This is a genomic window from Chromohalobacter marismortui, assembly GCF_004364315.1.
Classification (GTDB): domain Bacteria; phylum Pseudomonadota; class Gammaproteobacteria; order Pseudomonadales; family Halomonadaceae; genus Chromohalobacter; species Chromohalobacter marismortui.
On the sequence record NZ_SOBR01000005.1, the window covers coordinates 1 to 15,833 of the forward strand.

The following is a 15,833-nucleotide window of genomic DNA, read 5'->3' on the forward strand; positions in this document are numbered from 1 at the left end:
GTGGTATCCACTGCGTACTCACGGGCGGTGTCGGCACTGAAGGCATTGCCCGCTTCGTCGGTGCCGGTGACATTGGCGGCCATCGTATCGTTGGCGGCCAGCACTTCGCCGGCCACGTCGATGCTGTAGGTGAGGTCGTCCCCCACGGTGCCTTCGTAACTTTGGTCACCAATGGTCAGGGTAACGGTGTCGCCGGCGGCGGCATCGCCGGTGACGCTGCCGGTGATCGCAATCGTCTGACCCGCTTCGGTGTCGTTGACGGTGTTGTCGTCAGTCACCGGGTCGATGGTGATCGTGGCACTGGCGTCGGTATCGACGCTGTAGTCGCGGGTCGTATCCGCACTGAAGGCGTTGCCCGCTTCGTCGGTGCCGGTGACATTGGCGGCCATCGTATCGTTGGCAGCCAGCACTTCGCCGGCCACGTCGATGCTGTAGGTGAGGTCGTCCCCCACGGTGCCTGCGTAGCTTTGGTCACCAATGGTCAGCGTAACGGTGTCGCCGGCGGCGGCATCGCCGGTGACGCTGCCGGTGATCGCAATCGTCTGACCCGCTTCGGTGTCGTTGACGGTGTTGTCGTCAGTCACCGGGTCGATGGTGATACCGGCTTGTGCAGTGGTATCCACTGCGTACTCACGGGCGGTGTCGGCACTGAAGGCGTTGCCCGCTTCGTCAGCACCGGTCACTTCGGCGCTGACGGTGTCATGGGCGGCCAGCACTTCGCCGGCCACGTCGATGCTGTAGGTGAGGTCGTCCCCCACGGTGCCTTCGTAACTTTGGTCACCAATGGTCAGGGTAACGGTGTCGCCGGCGGCGGCATCGCCGGTGACGCTGCCGGTGATCGCAATCGTCTGACCCGCTTCGGTGTCGTTGACGGTGTTGTCGGCGGTGATCGGATCAAGAACAATGTTCGCTACCGCTGCGGTCTCGTCAGCAACGGGGGCCTCGGCAAACTCAATTGTCTCAGGCCCTTCATCAGCGCCAACTGAGTACTCATACTGCAGCCCCTGAACGGATTCTTCTATACGGGAGAGCCGAACGAAGTCGGAGCCGCCGCCACCCCCGCCGGCAGCACCGCCGCCGGCAGCGGTCGCTTCAAGCAGTTCGAACAGGTCGCCTTCTTCTTCTTCCAGAGCGGAGAGCAACGCTTCTACTTCGCTGTCCTGGACAGCGGATTCGTCCTGTCCCGAGGCGTTTTCAGCATCCACATCGTTGGTTAGCGCGACTTGTTCATCGCCGCCAATCAGCGTGGGAGGCAAACCGTCGTTAAAATCCAGTTGAACGCTACCATTGGCAGAGGTGATGAGCGTTTCACCTTCTTTGAGCACATCGCCGACAGACAGCTCGCGCAGGTTACCATCGGGATCCCGCGCCCAGGCCTGACCGGTGATAGAGACAACGGTTGCAATGCTCATAGCATCTACCTCTAACAATGAAGATAAGATTTTGTATTGGTATCCAGACTAGGCCTGGTTGGCTAGTAGTGGTATTGGACAGTGGTACAGGCAGGAGGACTAAAAGTTACATGCGATAACATGGCGGCTAGAAGAACCACCGTCGATGGGGATACAGCCACTCGGGCCGCATAGGGCCGCGCACCCGGTAGGCAGTGGCGTCCAGCCGGGCTTTCAGGTCGAGGAACGACTGGGAGCGCTCTTGATAGCTGACGCCGCCCCTTTGCCAGTCAGCTTGATGATCAGCTGCAACCGATCTTGGATATCCAGCTTGCTGAAGATGGCGGTCAGGTGGGCTTTCACAGTTCGCTCGCTAATGTCGAGCTCACGGGCCACCACCTTGTTACTGGCCCCCTTTGCCACAGCCAACGCTACTTCACGCTCGCGCTGCGTCAGCATTTCCAACATCAAGGGCTCTGCCTGCTGATCGCCGTCGAGTAGCCGCCAAGTGCTCCCTATTACTTGAGCCACCAGCTCAGGTGGCACCCAAATCCCCTGGTGCATGACCACCGTGGCGATCTGCTGCAGGATATCGGCAGGACTCAGGGCGTGGGCATAACCTCTAGCACCTTGCCGGAGTGCATCGATGGCGGCTGTGTTGCTGGGCATCATCGACAACACTACTACCGTGGAATGTTGTGCAATACGGCTGACAAGGGAAGGCCCATCGTTTTCTGGCTCTTCCTTCAGCACCCATACCATAGTGTCGGCATCAGCCGCTACAAGGGCTTTCTCAGGGGAAACGCATTTAGCCTCTGCGAATGCTTCCTGCCAACGCGGCATCAGTGTTCGCTTTTGAGCGACAAAAAAGTGCTTCATCAGCGTTCCCCTAATGAATTATTCCATGCACGGAGAACCGGCTTCAGGAGGAATTCCATCACCGTGCGCTTGCCGGTCATGATATCAACCTGCGCTGTCATACCAGGAATGATATCCATTTTTTCGTTATTGATTTCACCCCGCTCGGTACGCACCCGCACGCGATAGAAAGTATTGTCATCATCATCGGTGATGGTATCGGCACTGATGCTTTCAAGTTCCGCTTCCAAGCCGCCGTAAACGGCATAGTCGTAGGCGGTCAGCTTCACTATTGCATCTTGTCCCGGACTCAAAAAGGCAATATCCCGTGGCGCGACCCTCGCTTCGACCAGCAGCCGATCGTCGGTGGGAATGATATCGACGACCTTTTCTCCCGGCTGGATTACCCCACCGACGGTATTGATATATAGCTGCTGCACGACTCCTTTCACCGGAGAGCGGATGTCCGCAAGCTGCACGCGATCTTTCAGACCCACGCTGGCTTCATTGAGTGCGGCAATTTCACTCAGTGTCTCGGCGAGATCTTTACGCCACTTACTGCGCCGTTCAGCGTCTAGTTCACGCAACTGTGATTTGCTCTGTTCAACAGCGGCTTCGAGTCCCTCAATCGCCGCGCTGGCCTGATCGCGCTCTCCTCGATTGCGAGACACTTCGCGTTCCAGACGCAGCACTTCCACTTCCGACACGGCGCCGGAGGACAACAAGGGACGTGTGAGCTGGAGTTCTTCGTTAGCCATTTTGAGCTCGCGACTAGCGGTATCACGACGCAATCGTGCCTCGCGTAGCTCGGCTTCGCGCTGGCGAATGCGGTCGCGTATCACAGCTTTCTGTTGGTTCAACTCATTGAGCCGGCTTTCGTAGACTTTACGTTCTTGCGAGACTGCCAGCGGCGCGTCTGCCAGCAGCTCTTCACTGGGCGAAAAAGGAGTGTCTGTCAGCAGAGAACGCAGCCCCTCGGCACGGGCTTTCAGCGCCTGAGCCTGAACCTTATTTTTGCGAAAATCCGAAACGAAACGCGTCGGGTCAATCTGCATGATGACTTCGCCCTTTGCGACATTCTGGCCTTCTTGAACCAAAATTTTCTCGACCATACCTCCGTCTAAGGATTGGACACGCTGCAATTTTTGAGCAGGTATCACGCGGCCTTGCCCATGGGTCACTTCATTGATTTCGGCAAAGGAGGCCCATACCAGCAACGCGACCACTGCCAGAAAAATGCCATATAGAAGGGCACGAGCGCGCAATGGATCCTGCTGCATGCGCGCCCAGTCGGCATCACTTGCCCAGTCACGATTCAGGTGGGCTGACGTGACCCGCTTGGAGAACAGTCGGTCCATGAACGGCCGAAAAGGTTTACCGCCCTTTTCACTGAATCGACCCAACGCTTCAAAGCCTTGCTGCTCCGCAGACTTGCGTTTCTTTGCCATTAACTCGCTCTCCCCACCTGGCCTTTGCGCAAGGCTTCGACGACCTGCTCACGAGGACCATCTGCCACGACCTTGCCAGCATCCATGACGATGACTCGATCAACGAGCGAGAGTAGCGAGGTGCGGTGAGTGACGATCACCATGGTTTTTTCTTCGCTGTAGCGGGTGAGATTTTTCTTCAGCACCTCCTCACTGGCGTGATCCATGGCGCTACTGGGTTCATCGAGCAGTAACACGGTCGGATTACTGACCAGCGCCCGAGCAATCGCGACCGACTGACGCTGACCGCCGGACAGCATGTTGCCCCCCTCACCGACCGGCAGATCCAGACCATAGGGATGCGACTTGACCAAGGACTCGAGCCCACTCAACTTCACCGCTTCGAGCAAGGCGTCATCGTCTACGCCCTCGCTGCCGGCACCGATCACTATGTTTTCGCGCAGCGTACCAAAAAATAACGCAATGTCTTGGGGAACGTAGCCGATATGACGACGCAACTGCAGTGGATCGAACTGCCGGATGTCCACGTCATCCAACAAGACGGCTCCACCGGTGGGTTGGTAAAGCGCCAGCAACAGCTTGCTGAGCGTTGACTTGCCCGAGCCGACGCGACCGATCAGCGCCACCTTTTCGCCCGGCTCGAGCCGAAAGCTCACGTCATTCAGGGCAGCGCGTTCCGTTTCGGGGTAATTTAGGCTTACGCCATCGAACTTGATGTCCCCTCGCACCACGGGACGACTGATGTAGGCTTTACCCTCGGCACGCTCAACGGGCTTGTCCATGACATCATTGAGCGACTGCAGCGCGGTGGATGACTGGTGATACTGTGCCATCAATCCCGCCGCCTGACTGATCGGCGCCATGGCACGCGATGACAGCAGGTACGCGGCTATTAATCCGCCCTGGGTCAGATCACCTTCGACAATCAAGTAAACGCCGACCACGATGATCGCTACCGCCACGGTTTGTTGGGTCCATAGTGCCATGCTGGTCACCGAGGAACCCACCAGACGCAGTTGTGCTGCGGTACGAGACAAGAACGCCGATGCACGTTCCCAGTTCCCCTGCAAACGGCTTTCGCTACGCAGTGCCTTGACGGTCTCCAGATTGCCCACGGACTCGACAAGCGTGGCATTGCGTTGAGCACCAATGCGCCAAGTGGTCTCGGAGAGCTCGTGCAGCTTGCTTTGGGCGGCTAGCGCATACAGGAAGACAAAGACGGCTCCCAGCACAATGGGTATCACTAGCGGCACGCCAATGAGCGCAATGATCGTGGCAAAAAGCACCACGAAGGGTAAGTCCACCAGTGCCACAATGGTGGCCGAGCCGATAAACGCGCGGACGGATTCGAACGACTGCAGGGTCGAGGTAAAGGACCCGGTCGACGCTGGTTTGACCTCCATGCGCATGCCCAGCACGCGGGACATGATGCTGGAGGTTAGCTTCACATCGGCGCGACTGGCAGCAAGATCCACAAAGGCATTGCGCATAAGGCGCAGCGCTAGGTCAAAGCACAGCACGATAAAGATACCCACCGCCAACACCCAGAGGGTTTCGGTGGCGGCGTTGGGAACAACCCGGTCGTAGACGTTCATGACGAACAGCGGCATGGCGATGGCGAACACATTAATCACCACCGATCCTATCAAGACGTCGCGATACAGTTTGCGATTCTCCCGGATGACACCCCAGAACCAGTGCCGCGAGCGCTGCTGCTTGACCTCGGGGCCACGTGCATCAAAGCGATATTTAGGCCTGACATAAAAGGCTTGGCCGTTGTAGGCATCCTGCAGGCCGTCAAGACTGACCACAGAACTGGCATCTCCGAGCTCGGGAAAGATGACCTCGGCTTGCCTGTTGTTGAGATCGATGTTGAGCAACACGCAGGCACGCCCTGTCTCCAGCAACAAAATAACCGGAAACAGGGCGGGATTGAGCTGCGTAAGTCGCGCTTTGACCAGCCGCGCAGTAAGGTCGGCCCGACGGGCGGCACGCCCCACAACGCCTGGTGTCAGCCTGCCTTCTTCAAGCGGGAGACCTGCGACCAAGGCTTCCCGGGTTGTATCGTGGTGATGCATTGCCGCCACGGCGACCAGACACTCCAGCAGCTCGTCGGTCTCGGTTCCGTGGGATGGCTCGGCTGAAGCCATGTCTTGTTCGTTAGACACACGAACTCCAAATTATGGTTGGATCAACGCGCTCAACGCCGGCGTGTCGCACAATCATCCATACGAGAAAAGATTCAGAACGTGGCACAATCTACAGCAACCCCTTATTGATTAACTGTCGACGTCTGAAGAGACACCCTTGCGTCTCTTGCCAACCAAATCCTCCAGCGAATAACGTGCCGGCGCTTGACTTGGACAAATGGCCTCACCGTCCAGCTCAACGCCATCGCTGTCCAAATCTGCCAGGCTCGGTAGACCAGTACGCGACACCTCTAGCGTCGACATCAACTGGCCCATCGCCGCCAGCGTCTCGGCATCGGCAATGGCTACGTCATACTTGGCGTTGGCGTAGGCGCGACTCGCTTCAAAGAATTCGTTCTCGCTATCCAGCACGTCGAGCAAGGTACGTTGACCAATGTCGAACTGCTGCTGGTACGCGACTCGCACGCGATCGATCGACTGTCGGTGCTGGTTGAGGTAGCGCATCTGCTCACGCAGTCGCTGGGTGTCCGCATAAGCGATCTGAGTGGTCTGACGCACGTTATGACAGGCCAGCGCGCGATTATCGATGGCTTCTTCAATGCGTTCACTGGCAGCACGGAACGAGGCTAGGTCCGAGCCTCCACGATACAGGTTCATACTGGCCACCAGCTCGATACTGCTCTGATCTCGGCGCCCGATGGCAGCAGAGTCGTCGTTATTGCTACCGGTACGCGCAACGAGGTTCAGTTTCGGATGAAAACCTGCCTCCGCGATATCCTGCTCGGCACGCGAGGCGGCGATGTCTTCAATCGCCGCGTGGAAGTCCGGATTGCCTTCGAAGGCAAGACGAACGGCTTCCTGAACCGAATCAGGCAATTCATCCGATAGTTCCGGCGCGGGCGCTAGATTTGCAACCGGCAGCTCGCCGACGATACGGCTATAACGCGCTGACACATCATGCAGGTTAGCCGCTTCGGTCAACAGGTTGGACTCGGCCAGTGCCACGCGACCTGTAATCTGCTCGAGGTCGACGCCACGACCAGCACCGGAGAGCGCACGCTCCTCGATCTGATCGTAGACGCGCATGTGCTGACGATAGTTGTCTTGAGCCAAGCGCACCAATTCGCGGTAGCGCAGCACGTCAGCGTAGGCTCTGGTCGCCTCCAGAGCAATGTTTTCACTAGCGCCTAGCAACTCGTAATAACGTACTAGTTGCGCGTGCTCCAGTTGCTCTACGCGACTGGCAGTGGCAAAGCCGTCATAGATCATCTGGTTCAGCTCGAGCTGTACGTAATCCGTCTCATAGCTGCCCCGACCATCACCTTCGACGGATTCGCGTCCCACGCCAGCGGTCACGTCGATGCTGGGCAAATAACCGCCCCAGGCTTCGTCCTTGTCGTAGCCCGCCGCTTTGAAGGCACGAAATGCCGCGTTAACTTCCGGGTTCTGCATGATCGCTTGCTGAACGGTTTCTTGCAGATCGGACGTGCCCGGCACCGCCAACTCGGGAGGTAACTGCTGCGCCACCGCCTGACCAAGCGACAAGAACGCCAGACCCGTTCCGGCCATTGCCTTAAGAATACCGGCACAACCAAACCGCCGCTGATAGAATGCGCTGACGCCACTAACGTTTTTCATTTGTCATCCCCTTTGAATGGAGAGCCAACGACAGCGAGTGCCCCGCATCGTCGGTGGCATTAGTTATCACGGGACTCACCTGACACTTGGTGTGCATAGGCGGCGCATCCATTCCCGTTTTCCTTCCCCTCAATGATGTTGGGTGCTCGCGACTTATGCGGTCGCGATGCTCATGCAAAGAGCTTAAAACACCTCTGTAACGGCATCACGCTTTATTGTTTACTTTTTAATACCTAATGGAACACCTATTAATGAAAATTTACTCGATACATAAGCTTGATTGCAAATAACATTAGCCTGCATGCAGTAATAGAGCTAACCGGGCGTCAGCGCCACAAGGCTATACGCAACGGTGTACGATCTTGACTCACCGATCGCTATGCCCCAGATCCCTCGCCGGATCGAGTCGATCGCGCACCTGTTGCTTGAGCCACTTGATGTCGGGAAAGCCGCCATCGCGCTTGCGCTCCCAGATGACGTCATCCTCCTCGTAGACGATCTCGAAGTGCCCACCGTGGCTGGGTGCCAGCGCAACGTGCTCGATATCTTCGCCGAAGGTCTGCAACAGCTCTTGGGCATACCACCCGGCCCGTAACAACCAATGACATTGCGTGCAATAATGGATACGGATTCGGGACATGGCGAGCGCGCCTCCGTCAGTGGATAGGGCCGCCATGATGCGACGGCCGTATCGTCCGAACAAGCCAGACGATTCCGTTCCAGTCAGCCAGCAAGGATATATCGAATGAGTGATCGCGCCTTTTCCCTGACGCGGCTCTACGAGCGCGTGACCGGCGATGAAGATAGCCGGCTATGCAAGGACATTCCCGACGCCGCCTGTCACGAACAGCCCGGCAACTTTTTTCGCCACCTGCTGGCGTCGCTCGGCAACAAGCTCGCCGATGAACTGTCCAGCGCGCGCCTGGTGTTACCGTGGTTGCTGGGCGCCCTCGGTGCACCGGTGTGGATGGTCGGCTTTCTGGTGCCGATCCGCGAGGCCGGCGCCTTGCTGCCGCAGGTATTCGTCGCCGGCTACATTCGCCTCAAGTCGATCCGCAAGGGCGTATGGGTCACCGGCGGCATCGTGCAGGCTCTCGCCGCCCTGGTGATGGCGGGCATGGCCCTTTTCGGCCAGGGCGCCTGGGGCGGCGGCATCGTGCTCATCGCCTTGGTGGTGCTGTCCTTGGGACGTGGCCTGTCATCGATTGCCACCAAGGACGTGTTGGGCAAGACGATTTCCAAGCAACGCCGCGGCACGCTCATGGGCTGGAGCGGTAGCATGGCAGGCGCCATCACGTTGGCCGTGGGCGCGGTGCTGATGCTGTTCGGCGATCGACCGGGGCAGATCGCGCTGGCCATTCTCTTGCTCGCCGCGACACTCGGTTGGATGCTCAATGCCTTCTGCGCATCGCGTATCAAGGAAGCACCCGGCGCTACCGAGGGTGGCCAGAATGTCTGGAGCAGCCTCGGCGAAGGCTTGCATCTGCTGCGTACCGATCGGCATTTTCGGCACTTCAACATGGCCCGTGCCCTGCTACTTTCCAGTGCGCTGGCGCTCCCCTATATCGCGCTACTGGGACAACGGCAAAGCGGCGCCGATCTCGGCGGCCTGGGCATCATGATCCTGGTCTCGGGCCTGGCGAGCATGCTGGCCAGCCCACTCTGGGGCAAGCTTGCCGACCGTTCCAGTCGCAAGGTGATGCGCGACAGTGCCGTGCTCGCCACCTTGTGCTGTACGGCGGCGGCCTTGATCGCCTGGCTGCCGGGCGCCTGGACCCAGCGCATAGGGCCCTATGCGCTGGTCTATGCCCTACTCGTTATCGCCCATGCCGGCGTTCGGTTGGGCCGCAAGACCTACGTGGTGGATATGGCGGGTAGCGAAAAGCGTGCCTTGTATGTCGCGCTCTCCAACACCTTCACCGGGATTCTCATGTTGCTGATTGGCGGACTGCTCGGGGCCGTCGCGTACGTCATCGGTAGCGCCGGGTTACTGCTCGTACTGGCGGCATGCGCATTGGGCGCGGCGGCTAGCAGCCAGTGCTTGCCGGAGGTCGAGACGTGACGCCAGGTGGCGCGTTGAAATCCGACCCCAGCATGGCCATGATAAATGTACGATTGCCTCGCAAGAACGGCTCATGACAACGAAAGTCAAAGGAACGCGAGAGAGATGAAACGACCTCCCATGATCAGCCCGGCGCTACTCGAACGTATCGTCAATGCGTCAGACGATGGCATCGTGGTGGCCGAACAGGAAGGCGACGAAACCATCCTGATCTATGCCAACCAAGGTTTCGAACGCCTCACCGGTTACAGTGCCGACGAGATTCTCTATCGCGACTGCCGTTTCCTGCAAAACGGTGATCGCGACCAGATCCAGTTGGATAACATCCGCCAGGCGATCCGCTCGGGACAACCCTGCCGTGAGGTGCTGCGCAACTACCGCAAGGACGGCTCGATGTTCTGGAACGAACTATCGATCACACCCGTCTACGACGACGAAGATCAACTGACCTACTTCGTCGGCGTGCAGAAGGACGTGACCGACCTCGTCGAGGCGATGCAGGAACTTCAGCGCTTGCGGGCCGCACGCGACCAGGTGTAGCGAGATATCAGGCATCACGGGGCTTGCACTGGAGGTGCGTAGGCGCTATATAGCCAGCGGGCATCACTGGGATGCCGAGGCACGGAGGGCTCTGCATGAGCCGTGAAGAATTCGCCGATGAACTGGACCTGTTCGATGCCGTCAACGACGCGTCCTACCCGCGTTTGCGCGGCGGTCGCAGCGACACGTTGAAGGCACGTCGTCGCGTCGAGGAACTTCTCGAGGAGCGCCGCCTACAGCGCGCCATCGAGGATGACTGGGACATCGGCGACGTCGACGAAGAAGAGTGACATGCCAGCGCAACCGGGCCATGCCGCTCGCGTCGGCATGCCTCGACACCGGGGCGTTTCATCGCACTGGCCTTTACGCAACGCCCCCTCTATCATCATCACGCGTGATTCATTTCTCAACCAAACCGGAATTCCATGGCGCAATACGTCTATACCATGAACCGGGTGGGCAAGACCGTCCCGCCCAAGCATGAAATCCTCAAGGATATTTCGCTTTCCTTCTTCCCTGGCGCGAAGATCGGCGTGCTCGGTCTCAATGGTGCAGGCAAGTCCACGCTGCTGCGGATCATGGCCGGTGTGGACAAGGAATATAACGGCGAAGCACGGCCCATGCCGGGCATCAATATCGGCTATCTGCCGCAAGAGCCCGAGCTCGACGACGACAAGAACGTTCGCGAGACGGTGGAAGAAGCCTTGAGCGAGATCACCGAAGCTCAGGCACAACTCGAGGCGGTATATGTCGCCTATGCCGAGCCGGATGCCGACTTCGACGCCTTGGCCGCCGAGCAGGCACGTCTCGAGGACCTGATCGAGGCCGCCGACGCGCACAACATCGAACGCAAGCTGGAAGTCGCCGCCGAAGCCTTGCGCCTGCCGCCCTGGGACGCCAAGGTCGGCCACCTCTCCGGAGGTGAGCGCCGCCGCGTGGCATTGTGTCGCCTGCTGCTTTCGAGCCCCGACATGCTGCTGCTCGACGAGCCGACCAACCACCTCGACGCCGAATCGGTCGCCTGGCTGGAACGCTATCTGCACGACTACAGCGGGACCGTGGTGGCCATCACCCATGATCGCTATTTCCTCGATAACGTGGCCGGCTGGATCCTGGAGCTGGACCGTGGGCAAGGCATTCCCTTCGAGGGCAACTACTCACAGTGGCTGGAATCGAAGGAAAAGCGTCTCGAACAGGAAGCCAAGCAAGAAGCTTCTCGTCAGAAGGCCATCAAGCACGAGCTCGAGTGGGTCCGCAGCAACGCCAAGGGTCGCCAAACCAAGAGCAAGGCGCGCCTGAATCGCTTCGAAGAAATGCAATCGGGGGATTTCCAGAAGCGCAACGAGACCAACGAGATCTACATTCCGCCCGGCCCGCGTCTCGGCGACAAAGTCATCGAATTCCATGACGTGGCCAAACGCTTCGACGACAAACTGCTGTTCGAGAACTTGTCGTTCCAGCTGCCCAAGGGGGCCATCGTGGGCATCGTCGGTGGCAACGGCGCCGGCAAGTCCACGCTGTTCAAACTGATCGCCGGCATGGAACAGCCCGACAGCGGCGAGGTCGTTATCGGCGAGACCGTGGACATCGCCTATGTAGAGCAGCTACGCGATCATCTCGACGACAAGCAGACTGTCTGGGAAGCGGTATCCGGCGGTCAGGACATGATCAGCATCAACGGCTACGAGATGTCTTCACGTGCCTACGTGGGACGCTTCAACTTCAAGGGCAACGATCAGCAGAAACGTCTATCGGAGCTCTCGGGAGGTGAACGCGGTCGCTTGCAACTGGCACAGACTCTCAAGCAAGGCGCCAACGTCCTGCTGCTCGACGAACCGTCCAACGATCTCGACATCGAGACGCTGCGTGCCCTGGAGGAAGCGCTGCTCGCGTTCCCCGGCTGTGCACTGGTCATCTCGCACGATCGCTGGTTCCTCGACCGAATCGCCACCCACATTCTCGCCTACGAGGGGGAATCCCACGTGGAGTTTTTCGAGGGTAACTACAGCGAGTACGAGGAAGACTATCACCAGCGTGTGGGCAACGACACACCCAAGCGCATGAAGTACAAGCGCATCGACGCCTGACCCGTCCATGCCGCATCATGAAGGCCTCGTTGCATTCGCAGCGAGGCCTTTTTATGCGCCATCCGAAACGCCAGGGCGTGACGTGCAGCCCTGTGGCGGCTGAATGTCGTGAACACACTGCAAGACGGCGAGCCTCTCGACACCACGGACGCTGTCATACTCGAGGATACTGCAATGGTTGGCGTGATGACCTGGCCGTACGAGCTATTCAACCGCGTGCGACAAAGCATTGCCTTTTACCCCACCCTGTTGGCCCTGATCTATCTCGCCCTGGGGCTCATCGCCGTGGTGCCGCGAATTCCCGATACCGCCTTGCCTGCCTTGCTTGTACCGCTCGACTTCAAGGATCCCGGCACGGTCCGCACACTACTCTCGACACTGATCGCCGGCATGATCTCGATGGTAGTGTTCAGCTTTTCGATGGTCATGACGGTACTCTCCCAGGCAGGTGGCCAGTTTTCACACAAGCTGGTCTTCGGCCTGGTCACCGAGCGACCTCATCAGCGTGTACTCGGCCACTATCTGGGAACCATCCTGTTCATCCTGATCCTGCTGATGGTGCCGTTCAAGAATGAGTCCCCCAGCCTGTGGCGTTCGCTGGGCGGCTACCTAGGCGTGGGGATGGTGATCCATTGTCTGGCGTTGTTCGTCTACTTCATCCACAACGCCTCGCAATCCGTGCAGATAAACGCCATCCTTCAGGGCCTGCACCGCTCCACTCGCGAGTCGATGCAACGTCTGGCGTCCCTCCAGCAACAAGATAGATGGCAGCACCACACCGATATCGAGGTACCCAGCGGATGCCATGTCATCCATGCCCGACAAAGCGGCTACGTGCAAAGCGTAAAACTCGAGACGCTGGCAAGGCTCGCCGAAGAGCATGATGCGGTCATCCACCTCAATTTCATGTTCGGCGACTATACCGTCGTCGATTTTCCGCTGTTCAAGATCGAAGCCACCGACAAGCCGGGGAAGGACATCGAGCAGGCGGTGCTGGAAACGCTGGTCTACGTACAGGGCGAGTCCGTGAAGGATCTCTATATCAATGGTCTGACACAGCTGATGGAGATCGCCATCAAAGCGATCTCACCAAGCGTCAACGACCCTGGGACCGCCCGCCTGTGCCTGCATCAGCTGACGGAACTCCTCTGCCGACGCCTGACGATCACCCCCAGCAATGTCCTGACCGATGGACAAGGAACGCTGCGCGTGACATGGAAGATTCACGACTTCGACAGCTTGCTCTATCGGCTTTTTACACCGATTCTGCATTACGGTCGCGACGATATAAGCATCCTGCTGGCCTTGCTCAAGGCACTGAAAACACTGTCGATGTTCGCCGACGAAGCGGCCCTGTCGATCATCCAGGCACATACCGACCGGGTCGTGGAAGCACTGGAGACGGCGGCGCAGGACACGCTGGATCGCCACTTCATCGCCAGTCGCATGCAGGCCGGCGAGCATCGCTTGCGAGTGCGGCTCCTAGCGCCAACGCACGACGCCGACGCAGCGGCTGCTTCCCGCGGCCGCACCCCATAGGGCCCCATGGCGCAGAGCGACATCTGGCGGACCGGCGAACCGGCCTCGCCACGCACGGCTCACTTCGGGTATAGCGAGGCGTCGCCCCGCGGGCGCGTCTTGAAGCGCCGATGCAGCCACAGATACTGCTCGGGATGTCGGCGAATGGCGTCTTCGATGACGCGATTGATGCGCGTGGCATCGGCGACATCATCGCCCGAGGGAAAGCCCTCCAGCGCAGGCAGGTATTCCATCGAATAGGTTGCGTCATCGGGGTTGCGGTGGAAGATCAGTGGCATCACGGGCGCCCCCGTCATGCGCGCAATCTTGGCGGTCAACTTGAGGGTCGCCGCCTGGACGCCGAAAAACGGCGCAAAGACGCTGGCGTCGCGCCCGAAATCCTGATCCGGCGAATACCAGACGGCATGTCCCGTCTTGATACGGCGCACGACATCCCGCAAATCGTGGCGATCGATGGCACGCCCGAAGATGCGCCGCCGTGCACGGGTCATGAAGCGTTCGAACAGAGGATTGTCATGCGCCCGGTAAACCACGTCCGCAGGAAAGAACAGCGAATGCAGCGCCCCGCCGAGATCGAGCGTCGAGAAGTGGACCCCGATGATCAACGCGCCCTTGCCTTGCGCCAAGGCCTGCGTCATGTGGTCTTCCCCCTTGAAGGTCACTCGGTGGCGCAAGTGTTTCGGATCGCGACACCACCCGGTGGCGGTCTCGAGAATGCCCTTGCCGTTGGCGATGAAGGTCTCACGCACCAGTGCGGCACGCTGGCGCTCGCTGAGCTCGGGAAAGCACAGCGCCAGATTGGTCTCGGTAATACGTCGACGACTGCGCGCGAAACGCCAGGCGCTCAACCCGATGATGCGTCCCACCAGCATCTTGAGGCGCCAGGGCAGCCAGGCACCGAGGTACATGGCGCCGATGGCCAGCCAAGTGGGCCAGTAGCGGGGATGAACGAAACTGTCGGGAAATACGTGCTTGGGCATGACTCTCTCAGGGCGTCGAAACGCCGCTCATTGTAGCGGATTTCACATCATCTCGGCGTTGCGATAGCGGCGCGGCACCCGGGGCAGCAACCCGGTCAACAACGTATAGCTGATGGTGTCGCAATAACGCGCCACTTCGTCGACGGACAGCCCTTCGCCCCATAACACCACCCGACTGCCGACATCCGCCTCGGGCACGTCGGTGAGATCGACCGTCAGCATATCCATGGACACCTTGCCGGCGAGCGGTACACGCTGTCCTTCGACGAGTACGGGCGTACCGTCCTGAGCATGACGATCGTAGCCATCGCCGTAGCCACAGGCAACCACACCGATACGCGAGGGGCGCGACGCCTTCCAGCGCCCGCCGTAACCGACGACTTCCCCCGTCGCCAGTTCACGCACCGCGATGAGTTCTGAACGCAAGGTCATCACTGGCTTGAGGGCGCGGCTGGCATCATTGGCGCCTTCCAGTGGATCGCTGCCATAGAGCATGACCCCCGGACGAGTCCAGTCGCCATGGGCCTCGGGCCAAGCGAGTGTCGCGGGTGAATTGGCGAGGCAGATCGGCGCCTCGAGCCGCTGACGCAGCGTCTCGATACACGTCATCTGACGGCGAAAATACGTCGGATCCAGCGCGTCGGCGGTGGCGAAGTGAGTCATCAAGTGCAGTGCGGTGACCTGGGTCGACGCCGCCTTCAGACGCTGCCAACGCGCCACGAACATCTCCGGCGCGACCCCCAGGCGATGCATGCCGGAGTCCAGCTTCAGCCAGGTCGGGATCGGCTGCCGGGGGTGATACGCCAGTAGCGCATCGATCTGCCAATCACTATGCACGGCGACCCATAACCGATGCGCGTCGATGAGCGGCAGTTCCGCAGCATCGAAGAAGCCTTCCAGCAACATGATCGGCTGTGTGATTCCCGCGTCACGTAGCGCGACTGCTTCCTCAAGGCTGGCGACGGCAAAAGCGGGGGCCATATCGGCCAGTGCCAAGGCGCACTGTGTCGCGCCATGACCGTAAGCATCCGCTTTGAGGACCGCCAAGGCACGGCTGTGTGGCGCTCGATCACGGGCAAGACGGTAATTGTCGCGCAAGGCGCCCAGATCGATATCGGCGATCAACGGCCGGGACATGGC

Annotated in this window: 13 protein-coding genes; 5 read left to right on the plus strand and 8 right to left on the minus strand. The window is 59.5% G+C overall.

Features of this window, described 5'->3' with window-relative positions:
* From C8E00_RS11770 to C8E00_RS11795, 6 genes are all read right to left on the minus strand, one after another.
* The coding region (locus tag C8E00_RS11770) for a retention module-containing protein (protein WP_133697714.1) at positions 1–1,412 on the minus strand (1,412 nt) is incomplete at its 3' end.
* Between the two features lie 213 nt (positions 1,413–1,625).
* Positions 1,626–2,270, minus strand: a complete 645-nt coding sequence (locus tag C8E00_RS11775) for a response regulator transcription factor (protein ID WP_133697715.1) — start codon at positions 2,268–2,270, stop codon at positions 1,626–1,628.
* Positions 2,270–3,697, minus strand: coding sequence for an HlyD family type I secretion periplasmic adaptor subunit (locus C8E00_RS11780; RefSeq protein ID WP_133697716.1), 1,428 nt, complete (start codon positions 3,695–3,697; stop codon positions 2,270–2,272). Before C8E00_RS11780 ends, C8E00_RS11775 begins: the two co-directional genes overlap by 1 nt.
* A complete protein-coding gene (locus tag C8E00_RS11785) occupies positions 3,697–5,847 on the minus strand; it encodes a type I secretion system permease/ATPase (protein WP_133697717.1) in 2,151 nt (716 codons plus the stop codon). Before C8E00_RS11785 ends, C8E00_RS11780 begins: the two co-directional genes overlap by 1 nt.
* A gap of 129 nt (positions 5,848–5,976) precedes the next feature.
* A complete protein-coding gene (locus C8E00_RS11790) occupies positions 5,977–7,485 on the minus strand; it encodes a TolC family outer membrane protein (RefSeq protein WP_133697718.1) in 1,509 nt (502 codons plus the stop codon).
* Between the two features lie 367 nt (positions 7,486–7,852).
* The gene (locus tag C8E00_RS11795) at positions 7,853–8,125 is read right to left on the minus strand and encodes an Rdx family protein (protein WP_133697719.1); all 273 of its coding nucleotides are present in this window, start codon (positions 8,123–8,125) and stop codon (positions 7,853–7,855) included.
* A 105-nt stretch (positions 8,126–8,230) separates the two neighbouring features.
* Between C8E00_RS11795 and C8E00_RS11800 the strand changes: the two genes are divergently transcribed.
* The 5 genes from C8E00_RS11800 (at position 8,231) to C8E00_RS11820 (ending at position 13,713) form a co-directional block, all read left to right on the plus strand.
* The gene (locus tag C8E00_RS11800; RefSeq protein WP_133697720.1) at positions 8,231–9,547 is read left to right on the plus strand and encodes an MFS transporter; all 1,317 of its coding nucleotides are present in this window, start codon (positions 8,231–8,233) and stop codon (positions 9,545–9,547) included.
* Positions 9,548–9,652: 105 nt separating this feature from the next.
* Positions 9,653–10,087, plus strand: a complete 435-nt coding sequence (locus tag C8E00_RS11805) for a PAS domain-containing protein (RefSeq protein ID WP_133697721.1) — start codon at positions 9,653–9,655, stop codon at positions 10,085–10,087.
* A gap of 95 nt (positions 10,088–10,182) precedes the next feature.
* Complete coding sequence (locus C8E00_RS11810; protein ID WP_208291929.1) at positions 10,183–10,377, plus strand: PA3496 family putative envelope integrity protein; 195 nt, start codon at positions 10,183–10,185, stop codon at positions 10,375–10,377.
* A gap of 135 nt (positions 10,378–10,512) precedes the next feature.
* On the plus strand, positions 10,513–12,174 hold the full coding sequence (gene ettA / locus C8E00_RS11815) for an energy-dependent translational throttle protein EttA (RefSeq protein ID WP_133697723.1): 1,662 nt from the start codon (positions 10,513–10,515) through the stop codon (positions 12,172–12,174).
* Positions 12,175–12,282: 108 nt separating this feature from the next.
* A complete protein-coding gene (locus C8E00_RS11820) occupies positions 12,283–13,713 on the plus strand; it encodes a DUF2254 domain-containing protein (RefSeq protein ID WP_133697724.1) in 1,431 nt (476 codons plus the stop codon).
* 59 nt (positions 13,714–13,772) lie between these two features.
* On the opposite strand, the gene lpxL is transcribed toward C8E00_RS11820, so the two are convergent.
* A complete protein-coding gene (lpxL, locus tag C8E00_RS11825) occupies positions 13,773–14,693 on the minus strand; it encodes an LpxL/LpxP family Kdo(2)-lipid IV(A) lauroyl/palmitoleoyl acyltransferase (protein ID WP_133697725.1) in 921 nt (306 codons plus the stop codon).
* Positions 14,694–14,735: 42 nt separating this feature from the next.
* Positions 14,736–15,830 (minus strand): alanine racemase, encoded by a 1,095-nt coding sequence (gene alr, locus C8E00_RS11830; protein ID WP_133697726.1) that lies wholly within the window; start codon positions 15,828–15,830, stop codon positions 14,736–14,738.
* Between the last annotated feature and the right edge of the window lie 3 nt (positions 15,831–15,833).

Coding starts and splice junctions, on each gene's coding strand:
- C8E00_RS11775 (WP_133697715.1), bottom strand. CDS start 2,270: ATGAAGCACTTTTTTGTCGCTCAAAAGCGAACACTGATGCCGCGTTGG.
- C8E00_RS11780 (WP_133697716.1), bottom strand. CDS start 3,697: ATGGCAAAGAAACGCAAGTCTGCGGAGCAGCAAGGCTTTGAAGCGTTG.
- C8E00_RS11785 (WP_133697717.1), bottom strand. CDS start 5,847: ATGGCTTCAGCCGAGCCATCCCACGGAACCGAGACCGACGAGCTGCTG.
- C8E00_RS11790 (WP_133697718.1), bottom strand. CDS start 7,485: ATGAAAAACGTTAGTGGCGTCAGCGCATTCTATCAGCGGCGGTTTGGT.
- C8E00_RS11795 (WP_133697719.1), bottom strand. CDS start 8,125: ATGTCCCGAATCCGTATCCATTATTGCACGCAATGTCATTGGTTGTTA.
- C8E00_RS11800 (WP_133697720.1), top strand. CDS start 8,231: ATGAGTGATCGCGCCTTTTCCCTGACGCGGCTCTACGAGCGCGTGACC.
- C8E00_RS11805 (WP_133697721.1), top strand. CDS start 9,653: ATGAAACGACCTCCCATGATCAGCCCGGCGCTACTCGAACGTATCGTC.
- C8E00_RS11810 (WP_208291929.1), top strand. CDS start 10,183: ATGAGCCGTGAAGAATTCGCCGATGAACTGGACCTGTTCGATGCCGTC.
- ettA (WP_133697723.1), top strand. CDS start 10,513: ATGGCGCAATACGTCTATACCATGAACCGGGTGGGCAAGACCGTCCCG.
- lpxL (WP_133697725.1), bottom strand. CDS start 14,693: ATGCCCAAGCACGTATTTCCCGACAGTTTCGTTCATCCCCGCTACTGG.
- alr (WP_133697726.1), bottom strand. CDS start 15,830: ATGTCCCGGCCGTTGATCGCCGATATCGATCTGGGCGCCTTGCGCGAC.